The 21,316-nt window shown below is 71.4% G+C and carries 20 protein-coding genes; 9 read left to right on the top strand and 11 right to left on the bottom strand.

Features of this window, described 5'->3' with window-relative positions:
- The first annotated feature begins 104 nt into the window (after positions 1-104).
- A complete protein-coding gene (locus ACQP1V_RS03270) occupies positions 105-869 on the top strand; it encodes an NAD(P)H-binding protein (protein WP_433418655.1) in 765 nt (254 codons plus the stop codon).
- A gap of 82 nt (positions 870-951) precedes the next feature.
- On the opposite strand, the gene ACQP1V_RS03275 is transcribed toward ACQP1V_RS03270, so the two are convergent.
- Both ACQP1V_RS03275 and ACQP1V_RS03280 read right to left on the bottom strand, forming a co-directional pair.
- Positions 952-1,575, bottom strand: a complete 624-nt coding sequence (locus ACQP1V_RS03275) for a hypothetical protein (protein WP_433418657.1) — start codon at positions 1,573-1,575, stop codon at positions 952-954.
- A gap of 71 nt (positions 1,576-1,646) precedes the next feature.
- On the bottom strand, positions 1,647-2,912 hold the full coding sequence (locus tag ACQP1V_RS03280) for an acyltransferase family protein (protein WP_433418659.1): 1,266 nt from the start codon (positions 2,910-2,912) through the stop codon (positions 1,647-1,649).
- Between the two features lie 285 nt (positions 2,913-3,197).
- Between ACQP1V_RS03280 and ACQP1V_RS03285 the strand changes: the two genes are divergently transcribed.
- Positions 3,198-5,054: an asparagine synthase-related protein gene (locus ACQP1V_RS03285; protein WP_433418661.1), complete on the top strand. Its 1,857-nt coding sequence runs from the start codon at positions 3,198-3,200 to the stop codon at positions 5,052-5,054.
- Between the two features lie 25 nt (positions 5,055-5,079).
- Here the strand turns inward: ACQP1V_RS03285 and ACQP1V_RS03290 are convergent, their stop codons facing one another.
- Positions 5,080-6,036, bottom strand: coding sequence for an alpha/beta fold hydrolase (locus ACQP1V_RS03290; RefSeq protein ID WP_433418663.1), 957 nt, complete (start codon positions 6,034-6,036; stop codon positions 5,080-5,082).
- Positions 6,037-6,125: 89 nt separating this feature from the next.
- Here ACQP1V_RS03290 and ACQP1V_RS03295 point away from each other — a divergent pair, with 89 nt between their 5' ends.
- Positions 6,126-6,749, top strand: coding sequence for a TetR/AcrR family transcriptional regulator (locus tag ACQP1V_RS03295; protein WP_433418665.1), 624 nt, complete (start codon positions 6,126-6,128; stop codon positions 6,747-6,749).
- A gap of 6 nt (positions 6,750-6,755) precedes the next feature.
- Here ACQP1V_RS03295 and ACQP1V_RS03300 read toward each other — a convergent pair whose 3' ends face one another.
- Positions 6,756-7,679: a GNAT family N-acetyltransferase gene (locus ACQP1V_RS03300; RefSeq protein WP_433418667.1), complete on the bottom strand. Its 924-nt coding sequence runs from the start codon at positions 7,677-7,679 to the stop codon at positions 6,756-6,758.
- Positions 7,680-7,874: 195 nt separating this feature from the next.
- Between ACQP1V_RS03300 and ACQP1V_RS03305 the strand changes: the two genes are divergently transcribed.
- The 4 genes from ACQP1V_RS03305 (at position 7,875) to ACQP1V_RS03320 (ending at position 11,793) form a co-directional block, all read left to right on the top strand.
- Entirely contained in the window at positions 7,875-8,507 is a 633-nt protein-coding gene (locus tag ACQP1V_RS03305) for a hypothetical protein (RefSeq protein WP_067136467.1), read from the top strand.
- Between the two features lie 101 nt (positions 8,508-8,608).
- Positions 8,609-10,351, top strand: a complete 1,743-nt coding sequence (locus tag ACQP1V_RS03310) for a pyruvate dehydrogenase (RefSeq protein WP_433418669.1) — start codon at positions 8,609-8,611, stop codon at positions 10,349-10,351.
- 73 nt (positions 10,352-10,424) lie between these two features.
- Positions 10,425-11,039, top strand: coding sequence for an ArsR/SmtB family transcription factor (locus tag ACQP1V_RS03315; RefSeq protein ID WP_387416063.1), 615 nt, complete (start codon positions 10,425-10,427; stop codon positions 11,037-11,039).
- 1 nt (position 11,040) lies between these two features.
- Positions 11,041-11,793: an SRPBCC family protein gene (locus tag ACQP1V_RS03320; RefSeq protein ID WP_433418671.1), complete on the top strand. Its 753-nt coding sequence runs from the start codon at positions 11,041-11,043 to the stop codon at positions 11,791-11,793.
- A gap of 6 nt (positions 11,794-11,799) precedes the next feature.
- Here ACQP1V_RS03320 and ACQP1V_RS03325 read toward each other — a convergent pair whose 3' ends face one another.
- On the bottom strand, positions 11,800-12,129 hold the full coding sequence (locus tag ACQP1V_RS03325) for a DUF427 domain-containing protein (protein ID WP_433418673.1): 330 nt from the start codon (positions 12,127-12,129) through the stop codon (positions 11,800-11,802).
- A 71-nt stretch (positions 12,130-12,200) separates the two neighbouring features.
- Positions 12,201-13,790 carry a murein biosynthesis integral membrane protein MurJ gene (murJ, locus tag ACQP1V_RS03330; RefSeq protein ID WP_433418675.1) on the bottom strand — a complete coding sequence of 530 codons (1,590 nt, stop codon included), beginning with the start codon at positions 13,788-13,790 and terminating at the stop codon, positions 12,201-12,203.
- A 138-nt stretch (positions 13,791-13,928) separates the two neighbouring features.
- Here murJ and ACQP1V_RS03335 point away from each other — a divergent pair, with 138 nt between their 5' ends.
- Positions 13,929-14,372: a GNAT family N-acetyltransferase gene (locus tag ACQP1V_RS03335; RefSeq protein ID WP_433418676.1), complete on the top strand. Its 444-nt coding sequence runs from the start codon at positions 13,929-13,931 to the stop codon at positions 14,370-14,372.
- Positions 14,373-14,535: 163 nt separating this feature from the next.
- On the opposite strand, the gene ACQP1V_RS03340 is transcribed toward ACQP1V_RS03335, so the two are convergent.
- The 4 genes from ACQP1V_RS03340 to ACQP1V_RS03355 form a co-directional block, all read right to left on the bottom strand.
- Entirely contained in the window at positions 14,536-15,489 is a 954-nt protein-coding gene (locus ACQP1V_RS03340) for a CU044_5270 family protein (RefSeq protein ID WP_433418678.1), read from the bottom strand.
- On the bottom strand, positions 15,486-16,064 hold the full coding sequence (locus ACQP1V_RS03345; RefSeq protein ID WP_433418680.1) for an RNA polymerase sigma factor: 579 nt from the start codon (positions 16,062-16,064) through the stop codon (positions 15,486-15,488). Before ACQP1V_RS03345 ends, ACQP1V_RS03340 begins: the two co-directional genes overlap by 4 nt.
- Before the next feature lie 276 nt (positions 16,065-16,340).
- Positions 16,341-17,138, bottom strand: a complete 798-nt coding sequence (locus ACQP1V_RS03350) for a hypothetical protein (protein ID WP_433418681.1) — start codon at positions 17,136-17,138, stop codon at positions 16,341-16,343.
- On the bottom strand, positions 17,135-17,992 hold the full coding sequence (locus tag ACQP1V_RS03355) for a hypothetical protein (RefSeq protein ID WP_433418683.1): 858 nt from the start codon (positions 17,990-17,992) through the stop codon (positions 17,135-17,137). The genes ACQP1V_RS03350 and ACQP1V_RS03355 overlap by 4 nt, the downstream gene beginning before the upstream one ends.
- 314 nt (positions 17,993-18,306) lie before the next feature.
- On the opposite strand from ACQP1V_RS03355, the gene ACQP1V_RS03360 reads away from it, so the two are divergent.
- Positions 18,307-20,292, top strand: coding sequence for an ABC1 kinase family protein (locus ACQP1V_RS03360; protein ID WP_433418685.1), 1,986 nt, complete (start codon positions 18,307-18,309; stop codon positions 20,290-20,292).
- Between the two features lie 77 nt (positions 20,293-20,369).
- On the opposite strand, the gene ACQP1V_RS03365 is transcribed toward ACQP1V_RS03360, so the two are convergent.
- Positions 20,370-21,158 carry a hypothetical protein gene (locus ACQP1V_RS03365; protein WP_433418687.1) on the bottom strand — a complete coding sequence of 263 codons (789 nt, stop codon included), beginning with the start codon at positions 21,156-21,158 and terminating at the stop codon, positions 20,370-20,372.
- Between the last annotated feature and the right edge of the window lie 158 nt (positions 21,159-21,316).

The raw sequence follows: 21,316 nt of genomic DNA on the forward strand, positions 1-21,316 counted from the left end.
TCGTCCAGGGGTCCGGAAACGGAGCGTCGCCGTCACAGACAAACAGAGTTGCGGGCGACGGCCTGCCGGGCGTTGACTGGGGCGATCTTTCTTCGAGGAGCGCCATGATTGTGATCTCAGCCGCGTCCGGACAGCTCGGACGGCTGGTCATCGACCGACTCTCCGGCAGGGCCGACGTGGTGGCCGTCGTCCGCGACCCCGCGCGGGCTCCGGAGGGCGTCCCGGTACGGCGGGGCGACTACGACGACCCGGCGAGCTTGCGGGTGGCGTTCGACGGAGCCGCCCGGCTCCTGCTCATCTCCTCGCCGGGACTCGACCCGGCCCAGAGGATCGCGCACCACTTGGCCGCTGTGGACGCCGCCGTCGAGGTGGGGGTCGGGGCCGTCGCCTACACCAGCTTCCTGGGCGCCGGCACAGTCGCCACGGGCGTCACCGAGGCGCATCACGCCACAGAGAAGGCCGTACGCGACAGCGGCCTGCCGTACACGCTGCTACGTCACCCCTATTACGGTGACGCGTTCGTCCCGGAGCCGTCGGGCGGAGAGCTGACCGGCAGCACGGGCGGGCGGGGGCTGAACACCGCGTTTCGATCCGACCTGGCCGAGGCGGCGGCGAACGTGCTGACCACCGACGGCCACCTCGGCCGGGCCTATGACTTCACCGGTCCCCTGTGGAGCTACCCCGAGCTGGCGGACGCGCTGGGCATGACGTACCGGGAGGTGCCCGACTCCGGGCCGGGCCCCATGGCCTGGCTCAACGCCCAGGTGCGGGCGGGCGCGCTCGAATACCAGAGCGACGACCTCGAACGGGTGCTCGGCCGGCCCGCCGAGTCAATGATCGCCCGGCTGCGGAGCGTGCCGCGGGCCTGATCGCATGACGAATGAGGTCTTCGGCGCCGTCTCACGCCCGCGTTCTCACACGTAACCAGGGCCGGATCTGAAGACGGGCGGTCTATCCGCACACCCCGGGGAGGTCGCACACCTTCTTCGCCATCTTCTTCGCGTCGCCGGCGAGCGCCTTCCTCAGCGCGCGATCGCCGAGGAGGCGGCCATGGCGATCGCCGCGGTCCGCGAAGTCGGAGTAGAAGAAGACGGCGCTTCCCCGCCGCGCCACCGCCCACATCGTGGGGGGCATGGTTTTATCGATCTTCCCCTTCGTGTAGGCGTGGCCGGTGACGGACACAGCCTCGTCCCCGACCGACAACGCCTTGGCGGAGTACCAGTACGAGCCACGCGAGCAGCGCTTCAGCTCGGCGCGTAGCTTGGCGAGGACCGCCTTGGCGGACGTGGCGTTCCGGTAGAGGACAAGCTGTTCGCCACTGACGGAGGGAGCGCTGGTCAGGTGTGTGATGGTACGTATCGCGACCCGGCCGTCGCGGGGCTTCCCCTTCGTGGAGCAGGGGTTGAGATCGAACTGGAGGGACGGCTTGTCGCTGATCTTCCACCATTCCTCGTCATCCAACGGTGGCGGGATGACCTTCCTTGCCTTCGCCTCGGTCAGCAGGAACCCCTTGGGGATCTTGGTGGCGCTCGCGTGGGCCACGCCGGTTCCGCCCAGTACCGATCCGAACACCAATGCCGTCGCTATAACGTGTTTGATCACAACCGTGAGATGCGCGATCTTCCCGACAAGTTCGCTTGCTAGGACTATGACCGGCTCCGCATTCCGAAAAGGAAGCGGGTCGGGCGGGTGCGGCGCACCACCAGTTCGTACGCGGCGACCGTCAGGGAGAGCGAGGCCGCCACGATCGCGACGTACTTGACCGGCATCGCGGCGTCCCACCGGACCACGCCGTACGCGACGGCGACGAGGATCGGCTGATGGAGGATGTACAGCGGCAGCACGGCGGCGGCCAGGTAGCCGTACAGCCGCCTGCCGAGGCCGGCCCGCGGCGGCGCCGGTTGCGGCCCTCCGGAGCCGCCCCCCGGTGCTGCCGAAGGAAGCGGGGACTCGGGGTTCCGCGTGGTGCGGCGGCGGTCGAGCAGGCCCAGGATCGCGACCAGGCAGCACCAGCCGGCCGCGCCGTACAGCGCGCGGACCGCGATCGCGAGCGCGGTCATGTCGGTGAAGGGGTTCGCGCCGGGAGCGTCGCCCGCGATCAGGAAGCCCGGCATTCCGATCACCAGCAGAACGAGCGCGGAGCCGAGCGCGGGGCGGGCGTCCCGGCGCATCGCGACGCGGAACCGGTCGTCGGAGGCGAGCACGAACCCGTACAGGAAGAACAGCAGGTACGCCCAGCGGCTCCACCCGGCGAAGGGCTCCTCCATGCCCGCCAGGGCGGTGATCAGGGCGATCGGGAGCGCCGGAAGCGCGAGGATCGCCCCGCGCGTCCGCATGGCGGCGGTCAGCCTTTCGCGGATCCGGCGGCCGGGCTCGCGCGGCAGCCAGCGGACCAGCGGGGCGAGCAGGAGCGCGTACGCGAGCAGCATCACCACGAACCACAGATGGCCGGACTCGAAGTGCTCGCCCTGCACGATGAAGGGGAACTCCGACAGGTCCAGCCGTACGTCGAAGAAGCGTGGCAGGAAGCGCGGGTACGACTCCCGGTAGGCGGGATCCGCCCGTAGCCGCAGCCACTGCGGCACCGGGAGGAGGGCGACGGTCGCGAAGACCAGGGGCACGCCGAGCCGCAGCAGCCGTTCCATCGCGAACCCGGCGGGCCCGCGACGGCGGAAGGAGTGCCACGAGCCGAGACCGGCGATGAGGAAGAGCATCGGCATCGCCCACACCACGGCCAGGCCCGCCACGACCGTGGTCGCCTCGGTGGTCTCGGCGTTCTTGACGTAGTAGGCGTTGCGCGTGTCGAACACCAGCGCCGCGTGGAAGAACACCAGCCCGACCACCACGAGCGCGCGGATGGCGTCCAGCTCCGGCCGCCGCGTCTGCGGCGGATCGCGGTGCGCCGTCGTCATTCTGCCTCCGCCGGGTCCGTGACAGCCGGGTAGCCGCCGTGCGTGACAGGGTCAGTTTGCTGCCATTTGCGGCACGCCGCCAGAACTTGGCGAGCATGCCGAGACGCGGGTGCGGATCAGTTTTGACGCGTTCTCACCAACCTTTTCCTGACCGCCGGCGTCTCTTATGGGTATGCGATTCGCGATCTATCGGAACACAGCCATGGCCGGGCCCGGTCGTTCCCGGGTGCCGGTTCTCCTTCATCTCGACGGCGGTACGGGCTACCGGGCGGCGGGGGCGGCGCGTTGCGCGTTCATCTAGGCGTCGCGGCCAGGCGCGCCGGTGTCCCGCTACCGCCCGCGGCCCTCACCGCGGCCCGCGAGGCCATAACGCGGGCCTTCCCGGTGCCCGCCGAGACCGTCGTCGCGGGCGAATGGCAGTCCGCGCGCGGTGACATCTCGCTGCTCTCCTGGTCCAACGAACCGGAAGACCACGGGCTGCCGGTGATGCTGCGGCGTGACGGCCGGGTGGCGGGCATCACGGGACATCTCGCCAGGCCACCGGACGCCGGCACGCTGCTCGCGGCCGTACGGCTGGGTGAGACGGCCGGCCGCACCGGCGGCTGCTTCTCGGTCCTGCGGGCCGGCGACGACGATCTGGCCGCGGCGACGGGCAGCACGGGAGCCTGCCCGATCTTCTACGCGGAAACTCCGGAGGTTCACGTCGTCGGCACCCGTGCCCTGCTGGTCCACCTGGTCGCACAGGCCGCCCGGACCGGCTCGGTACGGCCCGAGGTCGGCTGGAACCTGCCGGCGCTTGAGTCGATGGTGCGGACGGGGTACTTCCTCTCCGACGAGACCCCGTTCGAGGGTGTGACGGCGCTGCCGCCCGGCGGCGAGATCAGGATCGCCGGGGGGCGCCGCATCGTCACCGTCGTCCCGCTGCCGGTGGCGCGTCCCATGCCGACGTCCCGGCGCGACATCCGCGCCCAGGTCGGCGAGCTGGCCGACGCGCTGCTCTCGTCGGTCGAGCCACTGCTCGGCACGGCCGAGCCGGTACGGCTCTCGCTCACCGGAGGACGGGACAGCCGGCTGCTCGCCGCCTTGCTGCACGGCGCCGGCATCCCCTTCGTCGCCACGACGAGCGGGAACGACGGCGACCCGGACGTGGAGCTCGCGCGGCGCGTCGCCGCGGCGCTGGGCGTCGAGCATCGCGTCCACCAGCCGAAACGGTCCCCGGACGGCGGGAGTGTCGTCGTCCCGCATCCGCTGGTTCGCGCGCACAACGTCCGGTACGCCTGCGAGGGCATGCTGTCGGCGTATGAGAACGTGCCGGGACCGGCGCGCTTCGATCCGGCGCCGCGCATGTCGGGGCACGGCGGGGAGATCCTGCGCGCCGGGTTCCTGCACAACCAGGAGGACCCCGGCCACAAGGCGGTCAGGCGCCGGATGGAGGGCTTCTACGCGAAGAACGCGGACCTGCTGACCGAGCGGGCCAGGGAGCACACCCGTGCGCTGGCCGCCCCGTGGCTGGCCCGGTGCCAGGAGAACCCGGCCGAGGCGCTCGACCACTTCTACGTCACGTATCGCGTCGGGCGGTGGCACGCCGCCTCGCGCGCCTCGCTGCTGCGCACGAGCCGGCCGATCCCGCCGTTCCTGGACAACCGTGTCGTCCGCACCGCGCTCAGCATGGACCCGCTGTGGCGGCGTTCCGAGGATGTCGTCCACCGGGTGATCGACCACTTCGCGCCGGAGCTGCGCGGCATCCCGATCGAGGGCAGGCCGTGGCGTTTCGAGGTGGAGCGTTCCGACCACGGCTTCGTGAACCGGATCCTGCGCCGGCGCGCACGGCCCCGGCCTCCCGTCGCCGGCACGGCCGGGGGAGCGGGCGGCGGGAAGCCGTGGAACTGGCGGTTGACGCCCTCCGAGGAGCTGGCCGGTCTGCTGCGCGAGGGCGTCGCCGCCGCGGATGAGGCGCGGGTGCGCGAGAGGCTGGCGAGTCTCGTCGAGGACGACGAGCTCGGCCGGATTCTCGCGATCCTCCCGCGGCGGCGGATGGACGTGGCCTGGAACCTGTACACGGTCGCGACCATGATGGCCGACGCGTTCTCGGACCCCTCGCCTCCCCGGCTCGCGCCGCTGCGGATCCCCCGTCCGGGCTGAGTACGGCCCTCGCCGGCCGCGCCGGTCAGGAGCGGCCGCGGGGGACGCCGTCCGCGTCGAGCTGGTCGATGAAGGCGAGGACCCTGGCGCCGACCCGCTCCGGGAACTCGCCGTTGAGGGCGTGGGAGGCGTCGGGCCACAGCTCGACGACCCCTTGGGCGAGCAGCCGGCGGGCGCGGTCCGCGGCCCGGTCCGGGGTGTGGATGATGCTGCGTCCGGCGATCACGGCGAGGGTCGGCACGTCGACCGCGGCGATCTGTTCGTCCGAGAAATACGTCGGCGGGGGCAGGAAGGAGGTGAACTCGCGCATCCCCGCGGAGATCAGGTCGGCGACCGGCTCGTCGCCGGAGAGGTCGGCTCCGCCGGAGATCCAGCTCAGCAGCCGCAGCCGCCATGACTCGGGGAACGGTCCGATCGATCCGAGCGAGACGGCGACCGCCTTCCAGGTGATCCGGCCGAACAGGTTGGCGGGGTCGAGCAGGCTCAGGGAGGCGACCTTCTCCGGAGCGTGCCTGGCGAGTTGAAAGGCGGTCCACCCGCCGATCGACACCCCGAGCAGGTGCGTCCGGCCGAGGCCGAGCCCGGTCAGGAGTTCCGCGAGCCACACGCCCTGGTCGGCCGAACTCGCGAACGGCTTGCTCTGCACCGAGAGACCGGGCTCGCCGAGCAGGTCGGCCGTGTAGACGGCGCGGCGCGAAGCGGTGAGGCCGGCGAGGTTCGACGCCCACATCGGGGTGGACGCGGTGCGTCCCGGCAGCAGGAGGAGCGGCCTTCCGGCGTCGGCGCCGTCGGCGCCGAAGCGGTAGACGCGCACGGTTCCGAAGCCGGTCGGCACGTCCTGGACCTCGTCGGGCGCCGGAAGGTCGGCCATGGCCCGGTCGTAGTCCCGCCGGTAGCGCGCGTAGGCCGACGCGTCCGGGAAATGGCCGAGGCGCCGTCGGCGGAACTCGGCTCCGATGTTGGGTCGCACGGGGTCATTCACGTACGGGTCCTCCGTTCGCCATTGGCAGTACGATCGTATTGTATCGATATCACGATACGTTCGTATTGTAAAAAGAGGGAGGGTAAGCCGTGCCCAAACAGGTCGACCACGCGGCTCGACGGGAGGAGATCGCCCAGGCGGCGCTGCGGCTGTGCGCGCGGGACGGCCTGGCCGGAGTGACCATCGGGCAGGTCGCGCAGGAGGCCGGCGTCTCCAAGGGGCTCGTGCAGCACTACTTCGCCGGGAAGGCCGATCTGCTACGCGCCAGCGCCCACGTCCTGCGAGGAGAGATCGAGCGCTGCGTTCGCGACGCCGTCCGGGACGCCCGCGGCCCGGCGGACACGCTGCGGCGCGTGCTGCTCGCGATCGTCGAGCTGGGTGTGACCGCTCCGATCCCGCTGCTCGCCGGGCACGCGTTCCTGGCCAGGGCCGTCGCCGATCCGGAGATCCGCGACCTCTATCGCGCCGGCGGCGACGCCGTCCATCGCGAGATCGCCGCGCTGCTGGCGGCCTCCGGCCCGGCCCCGGACGTCGACCCCGGCGCGGAGGCGCACGCGCTGCTCGGTCTCGCGCGTGGCCTCTCCGACGGGGTGCTGCTCGGAGACCTCGGCGTGGGTGACGCGGCCGCGATCGTCGACCACCACCTCCGCCGGATCCTGCCGGAGGCCGCGATCGGCTCCGATTCGTCCTCCTGGCCGCGGCCTTTCAGGTGACGATCGTCAGGCGTCGTGCGGACGGGGGCGGCGGAAGCCGTACGTCTCGTGCCGCCGGACGAACCCGAGCGACGCGTACAGTCCGGCCGCGGCGGTGTTCTCGGCGTTGTGGTTGACGGTGACCGTGGTCATGCCGTCCGCCGCCATGTGTTGCATCGCGGACAGCATGGCGGCGCGGGCGAGGCCGCGGCGCTGGAAGTCGCGATGGGTGCCGACCGGCTCGAAGTGCCCGATCCCGTTCCGCTCGTCCGTCCAGTAGACCGTGAAGGCGGCGATCCGCCCCTCGGGCGACTCGACGACGATCTCGCGGGCGGGGTCGTAGCCGGGCTTCTCCATGACCGCCGAGCGGTACAGGTCTCCCGTCCAGCTCTCCTCGAACGAGTTGTTGCGGGCCTCGGCGAGTCCGGCGGCGTCGTCCGGGCGGGCGCCGCGCACGACGAATCCCGCAGGGAGCCGGGGCTCGGCGATCGGGCCGTTCAGATCGCGCTCGTTGACGTGGTCCCAGACGCGGAAGCGGGTGAACCCGAGCCGGGTGAGCAGGTCGGCTCGCACGGTGTCGCAGTCGAAGAGGTCGGTCAGCACGAAGGGCTCGTCCTCGTCCATGAGGCGGCCCGTCGTCTCGTACGCGGTGCGGAGCATGTGTGACTCCGCCGCGGTCCCGCGCAGCGACGGCGCGGTGAACACGTCGAAGGCCGCCCCGAAGCGCAGGTTGATCGCGAGCCCGGCGACACCCCCGGCGTCCTCCCAGACGTGGACCAGCTCGCCGACCGGGCGTCGGCCGCGGAGGTTCTCGTAGATGCGGTGCGGCAGTTCGCCGATGTGGTCGTATCCGCGGCCCGCCTCGGCGATCCAGCCGGCGAAGGTCCGCTGGAGAAGTGGCAGGTCCGCGTCGGCGTAGGGGCGCACGGTGAGGTCGCTGGCGATGGTCACCCGGCCATCATTCCGGGGCGGAGCATCCCGCTACATCCCGTTTTCCGGCGACCTGGCCCGGAGCGGATCGGGGCCATGCGGAGGCACCCCTCAGATCAAATAGAGCGGGAGACTCACTTGACATCATCGTTCTCCAAAGAGAGCATTGCTCTCGAAACAGAGCGACGCGCTAGCGATTCTCGATGGGAGCCGTCCATGTCCACCCTCAACTCATCCCGTGCTCGGCTGGGTGCCGGTTCTCTCGCTGTGGCCGGGGTGCTGTTCCTCCTCTATCCGGTGGTCCGGCCGTACTCGGACGAGACCACCCTGGCCGGGGCGCGGGCGATGGCCTCGTCGGCCTGGGTCGCGGCGCACCTGTTCGCGGCGGTCGGGTTCGTCCTGCTCACGCTGGGCCTGCTGGCGCTGCACCTCGTGCTCGACCGGCGCCCGTCGCTCACCGCCGTGGTGGTCACATGGATCGGCGCGGGGCTGACGCTCCCGTACTACGGAGCCGAGGTGTTCGGCCTGAACGTCATCGCCGCCCGCGCCCTCAAGGAGCAGGATGCGTCCCTGCTCTCGCTCGCCGACGACTTCCGGTTCGGCCCCGCGGCGGTCACGATGTTCGGGGCCGGGCTCCTGCTGCTCGGCGTCGGCGTGGTCCTCGCGGCCGTCGCCGTGTGGCGTTCGGGTGTGCTCTCGCGGTGGAGCGCCGTTCCGTTGGCCGTCGGGTTCGCCCTTTTCCTCCCGCAGTTCTTCGGCCCGCCCGCGCTCCGGATGGCGCACGGCGCGCTGATCACCGTCGGCGCCCTGTGGGTGGCCGTGGAGCTGTGGCGGTCCCGCCGCGCCTGAGTGGCGCCCGCCCCATCCGGAGGCGTCGCGGAGTGACTGCACGGTGCGACGTGGGGCAGGTAGGCGGTCAGGGACAGCGGACCGGTGAGGGGAGACCGTCCATGGCCAGGCAGACCATCGCCGAGCAGTTCGTCGACATCCTCGGCCAGGCGGGCGTACGGCGAATCTACGGTGTCGTCGGAGACAGCCTCAACCCGGTCATCGACGCCATCCGCCGGGCTCCCGGCATGGACTGGGTGCAGGTGCGGCACGAGGAGACGGCCGCCTTCGCGGCGGGCGCCGAGGCGCAGCTCACCGGAAACCTGGCGGCGTGCGCGGGAAGTTGCGGCCCGGGAAACCTGCACCTGATCAACGGTCTGTACGACGCGCACCGGAGCATGGCGCCGGTGGTGGCGCTCGCGGCGCAGATCCCGAGCAGCGAGATCGGCACGGCCTACTTCCAGGAGACGCATCCCGACCGGCTCTTCGCCGAGTGCAGCCACTACTCGGAGCTGATCTCGCACCCCTCGCAGATGCCCCGGGTGCTGCAGACGGCGATCCAGCACGCGGTGGGCCGTTCCGGTGTCTCCGTGGTCAGCCTGCCCGGTGACATCGCGGCCCTTGAGGCGCCGCAGCGGGCGGCCGAGCTGGCGCTGGTCACCCGCCGTCCCACCATCCGCCCGGCGGACGAGGAGATCGACGCGCTGGCCCGGATGGTCGACGACGCCCCGCGCGTGACGCTCTTCTGCGGCAGCGGCACGGCGGGCGCCCACGACGAGGTGATGGCCTTCGCGGAACGGGTGAAGGCGCCGGTCGGCCACGCACTCCGCGGCAAGGAGTGGATCCAGTACGACAATCCCTACGACGTGGGCATGTCGGGGCTGCTCGGCTACGGAGCGGCGTACGACGCCATGCACGAGGCCGACCTGCTGATCCTGCTCGGCACGGATTTTCCGTACAACGCCTTTTTGCCGGATGACGTGCGCATCGTCCAGGTAGACGTGCGGCCGGAGCATCTGGGCCGCCGGTCCAAGCTGGACCTGGCGGTGTGGGGCGACGCCCGCGAGACGCTGCGGGCGCTGCTCCCGCGCGTGGCCGAGAAGGCCGACCGCAGGTTCCTGGACCGCATGCTGAAGAAGCACGCGGACGCGCTCACCGGCGTCGTGGACGCCTACACCCGCAACGTTGAGGGGCACGTGCCGATCCACCCGGAGTACGTGGCGTCCGTCCTCGACGAGGAGGCCGACGACGACGCCGTCTTCACCGTGGACACCGGCATGTGCAACGTCTGGGCGGCCCGCTACCTCACGCCGAACGGCCGCCGCCGGGTGATCGGCTCCTTCAGCCACGGCTCGATGGCCAACGCCTTGCCGCAGGCGTTCGGCGCCCAGTTCATCGACCGGGACCGCCAGGTCGTCTCGCTCTCCGGCGACGGCGGGTTCTCCATGCTGATGGGCGACTTCCTGTCGCTGGTCCAGTACGGCCTGCCGGTCAGGGTGGTGCTCTTCGACAACTCCGCGCTCAGCATGGTGGATCTGGAGATGATGGTCGCGGGCCTGCGGCCGTACGGCACGACGTATCCGCACACCGACTACGCCGCCATCGCGCGGGCGGCCGGGGCATACGGCGTGCGGGTCGAGGACCCGAAGCAGGTCAGGGACGCGCTGCGCGAGGCGTTCCGCCACGACGGGCCGGCCCTCGTGGACGTTGTCACCGATCCGAACGCCCTCTCCCTGCCGCCGCGCGTCACGGGGGAGCAGCTCGCGGGCTTCGCGCTCTCGGCCGGGAAGATGGTGCTGAACGGCGGCGTCGGGCGGATGGTCCAGATGGCCCGCGCCAACCTCCGCAACATCCCTCGTCCCTGACGCCCTGTCCCTGCCGCCTCCGACAACTCCCATCGCCTTGACAAGAAAAATTGTCGGTGACATCGTGGGGCACATGTTGGAAGTCGCGGTGATCGAAGATCCGTCGGCGGCCGAGGTCTCACTGGATCCGGTGCGTGCCCGGCTGCTGGCCGAGCTGGCCGAGCCGGGGTCGGCCACGATGCTGGCCGCCCGGGTGGGCCTGCCCCGGCAGAAGGTGAACTACCACCTCAAGACGCTGGAGAAGCACGGGCTGGTCGAGCTCGTGGAGGAGCGCAGGAAGGGCAACGTCACAGAGCGGGTGCTGCGCGCCACGGCGGCGTCGTACGTGATCTCGCCGATCGCGCTCGCCAGTGTGCAGCCGGACCCCGCCCGCTCGCCCGACCGGCTGTCGGCGCGCTGGCTGCTCGCCCTGGCCTCCCGGCTGGTGAGCGATGTCGGCTCCCTAATCACCGGCGCGACCCGGGCCCGCAGGCGAGTCGCGACGTTCGCGCTGGACGGCGAGGTACGGTTCGCCTCAGCGGCGGACCGCGCGGCGTTCGCGGAGGAGCTGACGAACGCCGTCACCGCGCTGGTGTCGAAATATCACGACGAGACGGCCGAGGGCGGTCGCGACCACCGGGTGGTCGTCGCCGTGCATCCGAGCGTGAAGGCCGTGACCGAGCCCATGACGCAGACGAAGGAGTCCTGATATGCCGCACGAGTTCGAGGTGCGCGAGGAGATCGCCCTGGACGCCACTCCCGAGCAGGTGTGGGAGGCGATCGCCACCGGGCCGGGAGTGGACTCCTGGTTCATGGGACGGAACACGATCGAGCCCCGAGAAGGCGGCCGGACGCGCCAGGAGATCATGGGCTTCCCGTCCGAGGCCACCATCACCGCCTGGGAGCCCGGGAAGAAGTACGCCATCCGGACCGACGACAACCCCGACGGCACGTTCATGGCCATGGAGTACCTGATCGAGGGCCGCGACGGAGGCAGCACGGTGCTGCGGTTCGTGCACAGCGGCTTCCTCGGCGACGACTGGGAAGCGGAGTACGACGCCCTCAAGGTGGGCGACGGCATGTACCTCCGCAAGCTCGCCGCCTACCTCAGGCACTTCCCCGGCCGGACCTCCGCGTACAACGTCTTCGCCGTCGGACCCCAGGTGGCGGACAAGGACCGGGTCTGGTCGGCGTTCGCGGGCGTGCTCGGCCTGACCGGCACGGAGGTCGCCGAGGGCGCTCCGGGACGGCTCACCGTCGAGGGACTCGCCCCGGTCGACGGGGTCGTCGAGTTCGCCCGGCGGCCCGGCTATCTGGGCTTCCGTACGGACGAGGGCCTCTACATGCTGATCCACGGCTACCAGGACGCGGTCGTCGTCGAGCACCACGACTTCTCCGGAAGCGCGGACGGGGCGCGCCTCGACGAGGTCTGGCAGTCCTGGCTCAACCGGTCCTTCGCCTGACCGGGGTCAGCCGGACACCACCTCGACGTCGTAGAAGCAGAAGTGGTCCTTGATCTGGGCGACGTCCGGCTTCGGGTCCGGATACGCCCAGACCAGGTCCTCCGCGTCCGGGCGCGACCAATAGGACGCCGTGCCCTTGAACGGGCAGTAGGTGTGGTTCTCCGACGGCGTCAGGAGGTCGGTGCGTACGTCCTCCGGCGGCAGGTAGTAGCGGACGGGCAGCCCCGTCTCGCGGAGCAGGAGCGGGCGGCGGCTCTCGGCGAGAAGCACGCCGTCCCGCTCGACGCGTACGTGCTGGGTGCCCTGCTCGATCGTGATGCGGTGTCCCTCCGACACGGTGCCTCCTCGCTCGTTCCACGGCTGCTCTCTTCGCTGACAGCACCGCGATGCGCCGAAATAGTCCCCGATCAGGCGGGGCGGAGCGCGGAGAGGAGGATGCGGAGCTCGCCGACTCGGAGCAACCGCGCCGCGAGGGGATAGAGCACGGTGGCGGCGGCACCGGCGGTGAGCAGGGCGATGAGGGATCCGCTCCATCCCGTCCCAATGGTGGGGGCGAGGGCGCGGGTGACCGCGATCGCGGCGAAGCCGGCGCTCACCGCGGCGATCGACGTGCGCGTGTGGGTGGAGAGCAGCCGGTGCCCGTCGACGCGTCCGAGCCGCGCCCGCAGGATGACCGCCGCGGTGAGGAGGCCGACGGTGCTGGCCAGCGCGTACCCGGCGGCGAGACCGACGAGCATGGCGGGTCCGGGGACGAGGGCCGAGGCGGCCCAGGCGGAGGCGGCCGTGACGGCGGACACGAGGACGCCGATCAGCGCCGGCGTGCGGGTGTCCTCCAGGGCGTAGAAGCCGCGGATCAGGATCTGGTAACCGCAGAAGGGCACGAGCGCGAGCCCGTACGCGGACAGGACGGAGCCGGTCAGCGCCACCGCCGACGGCGTCGCGCTCCCGTGCCCGAACAGCACGGTGGCGATGTGCGGGCCGAGGGCGATCAGGAGCGCGGCCACCGGCAGCAGCGCGACGCCGGACAGGCGCAGGCTCTGGGAGAGCTCGGCGGTGACCTGCTCGAGGTCGCGCCGCGCGGCGGCCTGACTCATCCTGGGCAACACTCCGGTGATGAGCGACACCGTGATGATCGCGTACGGCAGTTGGAACAGCGTGTACGCGTTGGCGTAGACGCCGGTAGCCCCGGCGCCGACGGTCGTGGCGAGTCGGCCGACGAACAGCAGCGCCGCCTGGCTCGCGACGACGGCGACGACCGTCCACCCGGCCATGCCCATGATGCGCCGGAGCCCGACACCGCGGACGTCCAGCCGCAGCCGGGGCCGGAAGCCCGCCCGCCGTCCGGCGTGGGCGAGCAGCAGCATCTGCGCGGCGACGCCCGCGGTCGTGCCGACGGACAGCAGCAACGTCTGCGCCGGGGTCAGCTCCTCGATGCGGTGGCCGCCCCCGAGGGCCAGGTACGCGACGGCGGTGGCGATGACCATGACGTTGTTGGCCACCGGGGCCCACATGGGGGCGGCCATGCGTCCCCGGGTGTTGAGGACGGCGGCCAGGGCCGCGCCCGCGCCGTAGAAGAGCACCTGCGGCAGGAAGAAGCGGGTGAAGGTGATCGTGAGCTGCCGCTGCTCCGGGGTGTAGCCGGGCGCGCACAGGTCGACGATCTGCGGGGCGAACACCATCGTGACCGCGACGGTGACACCCAGGGCGTAGACGATCAGCGAGAGCAGCCGCTGGGCGAACGCCTCGTCGCCGTGCCGTACGAGGAGGGGAACCAGAACGCCGGCGAGGGCGCCGCCCAGCACCAGGTCGTAGATGGAGTTGGGCAGGGTGTTGGCCGTGGTGTACGCGTCGAGCAGCCGCGATCCGAGCCCGAGCGCCGTGACCAGGGCGAGTGTGCGGCCGAACCCGGTCATCCGGGAGACCAGCGTGGCCAGGGCCATCGCCCGTCCCGCCTTGGCGAGCCGCGGCTGCGGGTGCCCGTCCTGTGGTTCGTCCATCGGCTGTCCCTCCTGACCCCGGCCGGTGCGGCCGGGGTCGGCCAAGAGCAGTAGAGCACGCGGTACCGGAGCGCGCTGAGCGTTTCGCGGTGATTGGTGCAACGTGTCCGCCTCCGGGTGGGGTGGCATGATCGACGGATGCGTAAGGCTCAGGCCGCGGACGTGGCGGCCGTCAGACAGCTGGTCCTCGACGCCTACCAGCCGTGGGCGGAGGTCATCGGCAGGCCGCCGATGCCGATGGAGGCGGACTACGAGGCCCTCGTCGCCGAGGGGCGGGTGCACGTGCGGGACGCGCCCGACGGGATCGAGGGGCTCATCGTGCTGATCCCGGAGGACGGCGTGCTGCTCGTCGACAACGTCGCCGTTCGGCCCGACCGGCAGGGCAGGGGAGTCGGCCGGAGCCTGCTGGCCTTCGCCGAGGAGGAGGCGCGGCGGCTCGGGCTTCCCGCGCTGCGCCTCATCACGAACGTCAAGATGACGCCGAACATCGCCCTGTACGCGTCGCTCGGCTACGCGGAGACCGGCCGTGACGAGCTGGACGGCCGCTTCGTCGTGCGGATGCGCAAGGAACTCGCGGACTAGCTAGGGCGCGTAGCGGATTGTGAGCAATCTGCTGGATTTGCCCGGATGGCGAGGTTGGATCCGACAGGCGGTCTCGCATGACGCGAGTCCCCGGCTGCTGGATCATGGCAGGCAGGCAGGCGGGCCGCCGACGCGGCCCGCCTGTCGTCCGGCGGATGCAGGCTCAGACGCAGCCGCCCGGCTTCAGGGATTTGGACCAGGCCGGAAGTTCGTCGGTGATCTGCGGACGGGTGACGGACCAGACTTCACGCCCTAGTCCCAGCGCGAGTTCCTGGCCGCCCAGGAAGACGTAGGAGGTCTTGTCGAAGATGAAGGATTCGCGGGAGACGGAGCCCCCGGGACCCAGGTTGTCCACCCGGGTCACGGCGATGCCCGTTTTGCCGGTGGCGTCCTTGAGCTCTTCCGTCTCGATGCCCGGCAGGGTCGCGGCGATCTTGAAGATGGCCGCCTGCAGCTCGGGCGGCATCGGGTGGGCGAGGACGCCGAGGGCGCGCCAGATCTGGGTCGCGGTGTCCTTTTTGAGGACCATCTCCTTACCGTGTTCGGCCAGTTTGTGCCGGAGCTGCTCCTGGTCGGTCGGCCACCCCCGCAGGTCGGCGTAGGTGAGGCGGTCGTGGCCGGGGCACCGGGTTGCGAGTTCCTTGTACTCGCCGCGACCGCGATGGGGGCGGGACTTCGACGGCTTGCCCCAGCTGAGTCGTGGGCGGGAGCCGTCGACGGAATCCCAGAACTCGCCGTTGATGCGGCGCGGACCGGGGTCGGGAACCCCCTTCTCGGGGCGCGACTCCGCGATCTGCTCGTAGTGGAGGTACTGGTCGTCGCGGGGTTCCGGCCACGGGGTGGCGGTCGCGGCCTCGGCCGCCAGTCTCAGGACCTCGGCGGCGCTTGCGGGCGCGGCGGGCTTGAACGTCTGGACGGCGATCACTCCTGCGGTCATCGCCGCGACCAGGCCGCCTGCGAGCATCAGACGCCGCAGGCCGGCCTCCCGGGCCCGGCGCCGCTTCGTGCGGGCTTCGGCCAAGAGGGCGGTACGGGCGGGGGCGAGGCGGTCCGCCGTGGGGTGCGGCTTGTCGGCGAACAGGTCGCGGAGTTCGGTCAGGTCGGTCAGTTCGTTCATGAGGCCTGCTCCATCGTGGGGTCGGTGCTGCCGAGGGCGTTGCGGACGATGGCCCGTGCGCGGTTGAGGCGGGAACGGACTGTTCCGATCGGGATGGACAGGGCGTCGGCGACCTCCTCGTAGGTGAGGTCGGCCCAGGCCACGAGTAAGAGGACGTCGCGGTCGCGGGCCTTCAGTGAGGCGAGCGCCCGGGCGAGAGGGCGGCGTACGGCATGCGCGCTCGCCCGTTCAAGAGCTTGTTCCGCGGCGTCGTCGGCGTCGGGAAGCACGCCCATTTTCGAGTACGCCTTATAGCGGTGTAGCTCGGCGCGCTGATGCCGGCGGATGAAGTTGGTTGTGATGCCGTACAACCACGGGAGAGCCTCCGGACGGGTGGTGTCGTAGTCGCGGCGCTGCCTGAACGCGGCGAGGAACGTCTCGGAGACGACGTCGTCGACCGTGTCGTCGCCGAGCCGGCGGGCCACATAACGGTGGATGTGTCCTGCGTGCCTGTCGAACAGCAAGGCGAAATCCTCGGGATCTCGCCACGACCGTTCGATCAGGGCGGCGTCAGACAGGGTCGTACTGAGGGGCATGTGGTCGGGCCTTCCAAAGGAAGTAGTGTCGCCCGTCTTTCACACGAGTCAGGAAACGAGTTCACGGGACGCTGCCCGACCGCCCGGCAGGCTCGGGTGAAGGCGTCCTGGCCCCGGCAAGGTCGTCAGTGGGCCAGCCACGAAAGACCTGCACCGGGCCCGTCCGGGGCGTCGCGAGCCTGCTCAACGCGCTCGCCCGACTGGCCTTCGCCTACCTGCTCCCCATCGACGCCGCTCCGGTGGCCATGCAGGCGTGCTGGCCGGTCAGGGTGCCGCTTACCGGGCTCCGGCGAACGCCAGCCCCGCGGCGGAGGCGATCACCGTGGCGAGCACGACCATGACGAGGATCGTGCCGAGCGGGTTCCGGCGCCGGCTGGGATGCCCGGCGGCTTGGCGGGCCCGCTTCCGCTGGACGGTCACCACCGGCGAGGGCGACGGGCGGTGTCTCACCACGGGGCGCGCGGGCGGCCACGACTGCTCCGGACGCGGAGTGGCCCGTACGGGAGGCGGGGGAGGCGGAGCCGGTGTCTCCGTCGGCGAGGGCGGTACGACCGGCGGCGTCGATGGAGGCGGTGGCGGCGTCTCGGGCGGCGTTTCCTGCGGTGGCTCAGGCGGCGTCGGCTCTGGTGCCGGTGTCGGGGGCGGCGGCTGGGGCGCGGAGCACTGGGAGCCGCAGCCGCAGGGATAGGCCCCTATCCCGACCCCCAGCCCCAGCTCGACCACGGTGTGCAACTCGACGCAGATCCCCAGCTCCACCCCGAGCGCCGGCCCGTCCGCGCCGGGGTCGGCCGCTCCCACGTGTGCTCCGGCGCGGGCGGAGAGCCCGACATCGGCCGCGCCCACGTCGGCTCTGGCCTGGGCGGAGGCCTCGACTCCCGTGCCGACATCGGTGGAGAGCCCCACATCGGCCCCACCCGTATGGATGTCGTCCGCGGACGCGGGGTCGGCGAGGACGGCCGATCCGACGAACGCGGAGCCCGCGAGCACGGAGACAGCCACCGCCGACGCCGCCAGGGCGTGCGCCGCCGCTCCGGTCGCGTTGCGGACGCCCGCCCGGCCGTGCCGCCCTCTCATCGGCCCTGAGGGGTCAACGCGGCCCGGGGCGTCTGCGGGATCTCGGTCGTCGGACGCTTCCCCGACTTTTCCGACTTCTGCGGAGTCTCCGGGATCTGGGGGATCCGCTGGATCTCCTGGGCCGCCGCGCGCAGCGCTTCCGGCTTGACCGCGAGACCGCCGCTGAAGACGTGCGAGATGTCCCAGGCCTGGTACGTGCCGAGCCCGAGCAGGGCCGCCATCGTCACCAGCGGGACGAGCGCCATGCCGCGCGGCCGCGCCCCTGCCATGAAGGGGAAGAGGATGACGACGATCCCGGTCACGATCGACAGGGCCAGAACCCCCGCGGGCGGCGTGGCCTTGGCGTCCGCCGCTCGCTGCTGGCGGGTGGCCGACAGGTCGGCGAGTCCGTCGAGTACCGCGTTCTTGGCGTCATGGGCGTCGTCCCCGGTGACGTTGAGGCCCGTGACGTGGGCGCGCAGCCCGTTGAGCAGCGCCCCGCCCTCCGGGCTGAGCTCCCCCTGGGCCATGATCGGCCACTCCTCGTCCACCACGAACCCGACGTAGTCGCGCAGCCGTGACTGGATCTCGGCCGCGGCCGGATCGGGCAGGGCCGTCGAGGCCCAGTACGTCTGCACCGCCGCCTCGCCCTCGGCGTAGGTGTTCTGGCGGGCGGCGTCGGCCGTCGTCCACGGGACGATGATCGCGATGGCGAAGACCAGGAGGAACAGGGCGGACAGCATCGCGCCCGCGTGGCCGGCGGAGGGGCCGCCGGGATCCCGGTCGTCGGCGCCCCGGTCGAGCTTCCGGAAGAGGAAGGCGGCCAGCGCCACGACGCCGACCGCCGCCGCCACGGCGAGTACGCAGACCATCATGACGATCTCCCATTGCCGAGGGATGACAGAGAGGTCCCGCCGCTTTGTCGATCGCGGGCCGTGTCATGACTATCACAATGAGTGAGGTTCCGGGCGCTGCTGGACGCAAGGCGGCGAGAAGGGATTCCAGGAAATATCGGGGCCCGCTCCCCGCTCAATGGATCGCCGTAGGGAGGGACAGGGCCTCACCCGCGCGGCGGATATCGGAGCCGCCATCATGGGGCCTCCGCGTCGCCGTTCCGGCCCCTCAGGCGGACGACAAGGACGACAAGGACGGCAAGGACGACGGCGCGAGCGTGGGAGGATCGCGAGTCGTGCCCCCTCACACTGACGCAGCGCTTAGCCCTCCCCTCGCTCTGAGCCTCTCGTTCGCCATCGTCGTGATGCTGGTCCTGCTGGCCGTGGCGGCCAGACGGCTCCTGGGCGTCACGTTCGGTGTCTTCCGCACGGCCATCGCCGCGGTTCTGGCGTTCGCCCTGACCGGCCCGATGCTGTCTCCGGTCATGGCGCAGTTCCAGAGCACCGAGACGGCGAGCGACCCGGGCCTCGGCACGGTGTGGGTGCTCGTACTCGTGGCCATGTGCATCGTGCTGATCCCCATGGTCATCCTGGTGGTCGCCGAGGCACTCGTGCCGTCGGGCTCCGTCCCCGGGCCGATCGAGGTCGCCCGCTCGCTGCGCGGCCGGATCTCCAGGGCGCGCCGCTACTCGCAGATCACCCGCATCGCGTTCCGGCACGGCCTGGGGCCGTACCTCCGCGGGCGGGGCGACCGGCTCGACGACCGGGGCGGCAGGGTACGGCTCGCCCGGGCGCTGCGCGGCGCCCTCGACGACGGCGGCGTCACCTTCGTGAAGCTCGGCCAGGTGCTCTCCACCCGCCGCGACCTGCTCCCCGCCGAGTTCGTCGAGGAGCTGGGCACGCTGCAGGACCGCGCCGCCCCCGCGCCGTGGGAGCAGGTCGAGCAGGTCCTCGTGGCCGAGCTCGGCGGGCCCGTCGACGAGGTTTTCGCCGAGTTCGACCGCAGTCCGCTGGCGTCCGCGTCCATCGCGCAGGCCTACGCCGCCCGGCTGCGCACGGGCGAGAGCGTGGTGGTCAAGGTTCAGCGCCCGGCCATCCGCGCGGTCGTTGCCCGCGACCTCGACATCGTGGCCCGGCTGGCCCGCACCCTGGAGGCAAGAACGCGCTGGGGCCGCGCGCTCGGACTGCGCGTCCTGGGCGACGGCTTCGCGGCCGCCATCCGGGAGGAGCTCGACTTCAGGGTCGAGGCAGGGAACATGGCCGCCGTCGCGGCCTCCGGCGGCGGCGCCGTCACTTACCCGTCCCCGTACACGGAGCTGTGCACGGAGCGCGTCCTCGTCATGGAGCGCCTCGTGGGCGAGCCGCTGTCCGGCGCCATCGAGCGCGGCCATGAGCGGGGCCACGAGCTGGCCCGCACGCTGCTCGGCTGCCTGCTGCGGCAGGTCCTGGTCGAGGGCGTCTTCCACGCCGACCCGCATCCCGGCAACATCATGCTGCTCCGCGACGGCACGCTCGGCCTGCTCGACTTCGGCTCCGTCGGCCGCCTGGACGCGTCCGTGCGGGCCGCGCTGCAGCGGTTCCTGGTCGCGATGAACCGCCAGGACCCGCTCGGCGTCACCGACGCGCTGCTGGAGGTCGTCCCCAGGCCGGAGGAGATCGACGAGGCGGCGCTGGAGCGGGCGATGGGCCAGTTCATGGCCAGGCATCTCGCGCCGGGCGGGGCGAGCGTGGTGATGTTCACCAACCTGTTCAAGATCGTCACGGAGTACGGCCTGGCCGTGCCGCCCGAGGTCGCGGCCGTCTTCCGGGCGCTGGCCACGCTCGAAGGCACCCTCGTCGCCCTCGCGCCCGGGTTCGACCTCATCGAGGAGGCCCGCGCCTTCGCCGGGCGGCACCTGGCGGAGCAGCTCAACGCGACGTCACTGAAGGACGAGGTGACCCACGAGCTGGCCACCCTGCTGCCGATGCTGCGGCGGCTGCCCCGGAGGGTGGAGCGGATCGCGAGCGCCGCGGAGCACGGGCGTTTCAGCATGAACGTGCGGCTGCTCGCCGACGAGCGGGACCGCCGGTTCCTCACCGGGGTGCTGCACCAGGTCGTGCTCACGGTGCTGGGGGCCACGGCGGGCATCATGGGCGTCGTCCTGCTCGGGACGGACGGCGGTCCCCAGGTGATGCCGAAGGTGGTCAGCCTGTACGAGCTCATCGGGTTCAACCTGCTCGTCATCAGCGCGATCCTGGCGCTGCGGGTCCTCGTCGGCGTGTTCCGCCGGGACGGGCTCTGACCGTCCCGGCTCGGCTCCGCGCCGCCGTCCTTCTGACGCCGTGTGACGCTGCGCGCGGCGTCACACGGTCAGTTCGCCTAGTTCGCCGACCAGAGGGGCTTGTTGTCCTTGGAGTAGATGACGACGTTGCCCTGGTTCTGCACCGCGAGGTAGGCGCCGGGGTTGCCCGCGGTCTTGGTGGTCCACACGCCCGCGTTCTGCGCGCTGTAGATCACCAGGTTGCCCTCCTTCTGCATCGCGGCGTAGGCGCCCGGCCGATCCGCGGTCGGCGTCGTCCACAGGGCCTTGTTGGCCCGGCTGTAGAGGACGAGGTTGCCTTCCTTCTGCATGAGCAGCTTGTACTCGCCGTTCTTCGACTGGACCCACTGCCCGGTCTTGAGCGTGTGCCCGGACGGCAGCGACCCGACGTACGCGTGCCGCGACCAGAGGAACTCGTTGCTCACCGAGTAGATGACAAGGTTGCCGTCGTTCTGCACCTTGAGGTACGCGCCGGAGTGGCCCGCGGTGTTGGTGCCCCAGAGTGGCTGGTTGGACGCGTTGTAGACGACGAGGTTGCCCTCGCGCTGCATGGTCGCGTACGCCGTGGTGCCCGACGTGGGCGTCCCCCACAGGGCCTTGTTATCCGGACCGTAGAGGACGAGGTTGCCCTGCGCCTGCTGGATCAGCTTGTACTGGCCGTTCTCGGACTTCACCGACTCGTTCGGCTTGAGAGCCTCTCCGGCGGTCAGCTTGTCGTCCGTCCTGTCGATCGCGCCCGCGTGGGCCGTCGCCGACAACGGCAGCGCCAGCGCCGCCGCGAGGATCGCGCTCGCCCCTGCCCCGCGTACGGCCGCCCGCCTGAGTGAACGCTTCCGAACTCGCCTCACGACACAAACTCCGAATCTTCTTGTGGTTGCCTATCCGAACTCCGTCACCACCCGATGCGCCGGCGGCTGGCACCCGGCGGCATGGACCGGGCCCTGCACGCGCCGGTGAACGATCCCCCGACCGGGCGCCGCGAAAAAAGCGCATCAGGACCGCCTCG

It is taken from the genome of Microtetraspora malaysiensis, assembly GCF_050947145.1.
Classification (GTDB): Bacteria; Actinomycetota; Actinomycetes; order Streptosporangiales; family Streptosporangiaceae; genus Microtetraspora_A; species Microtetraspora_A malaysiensis.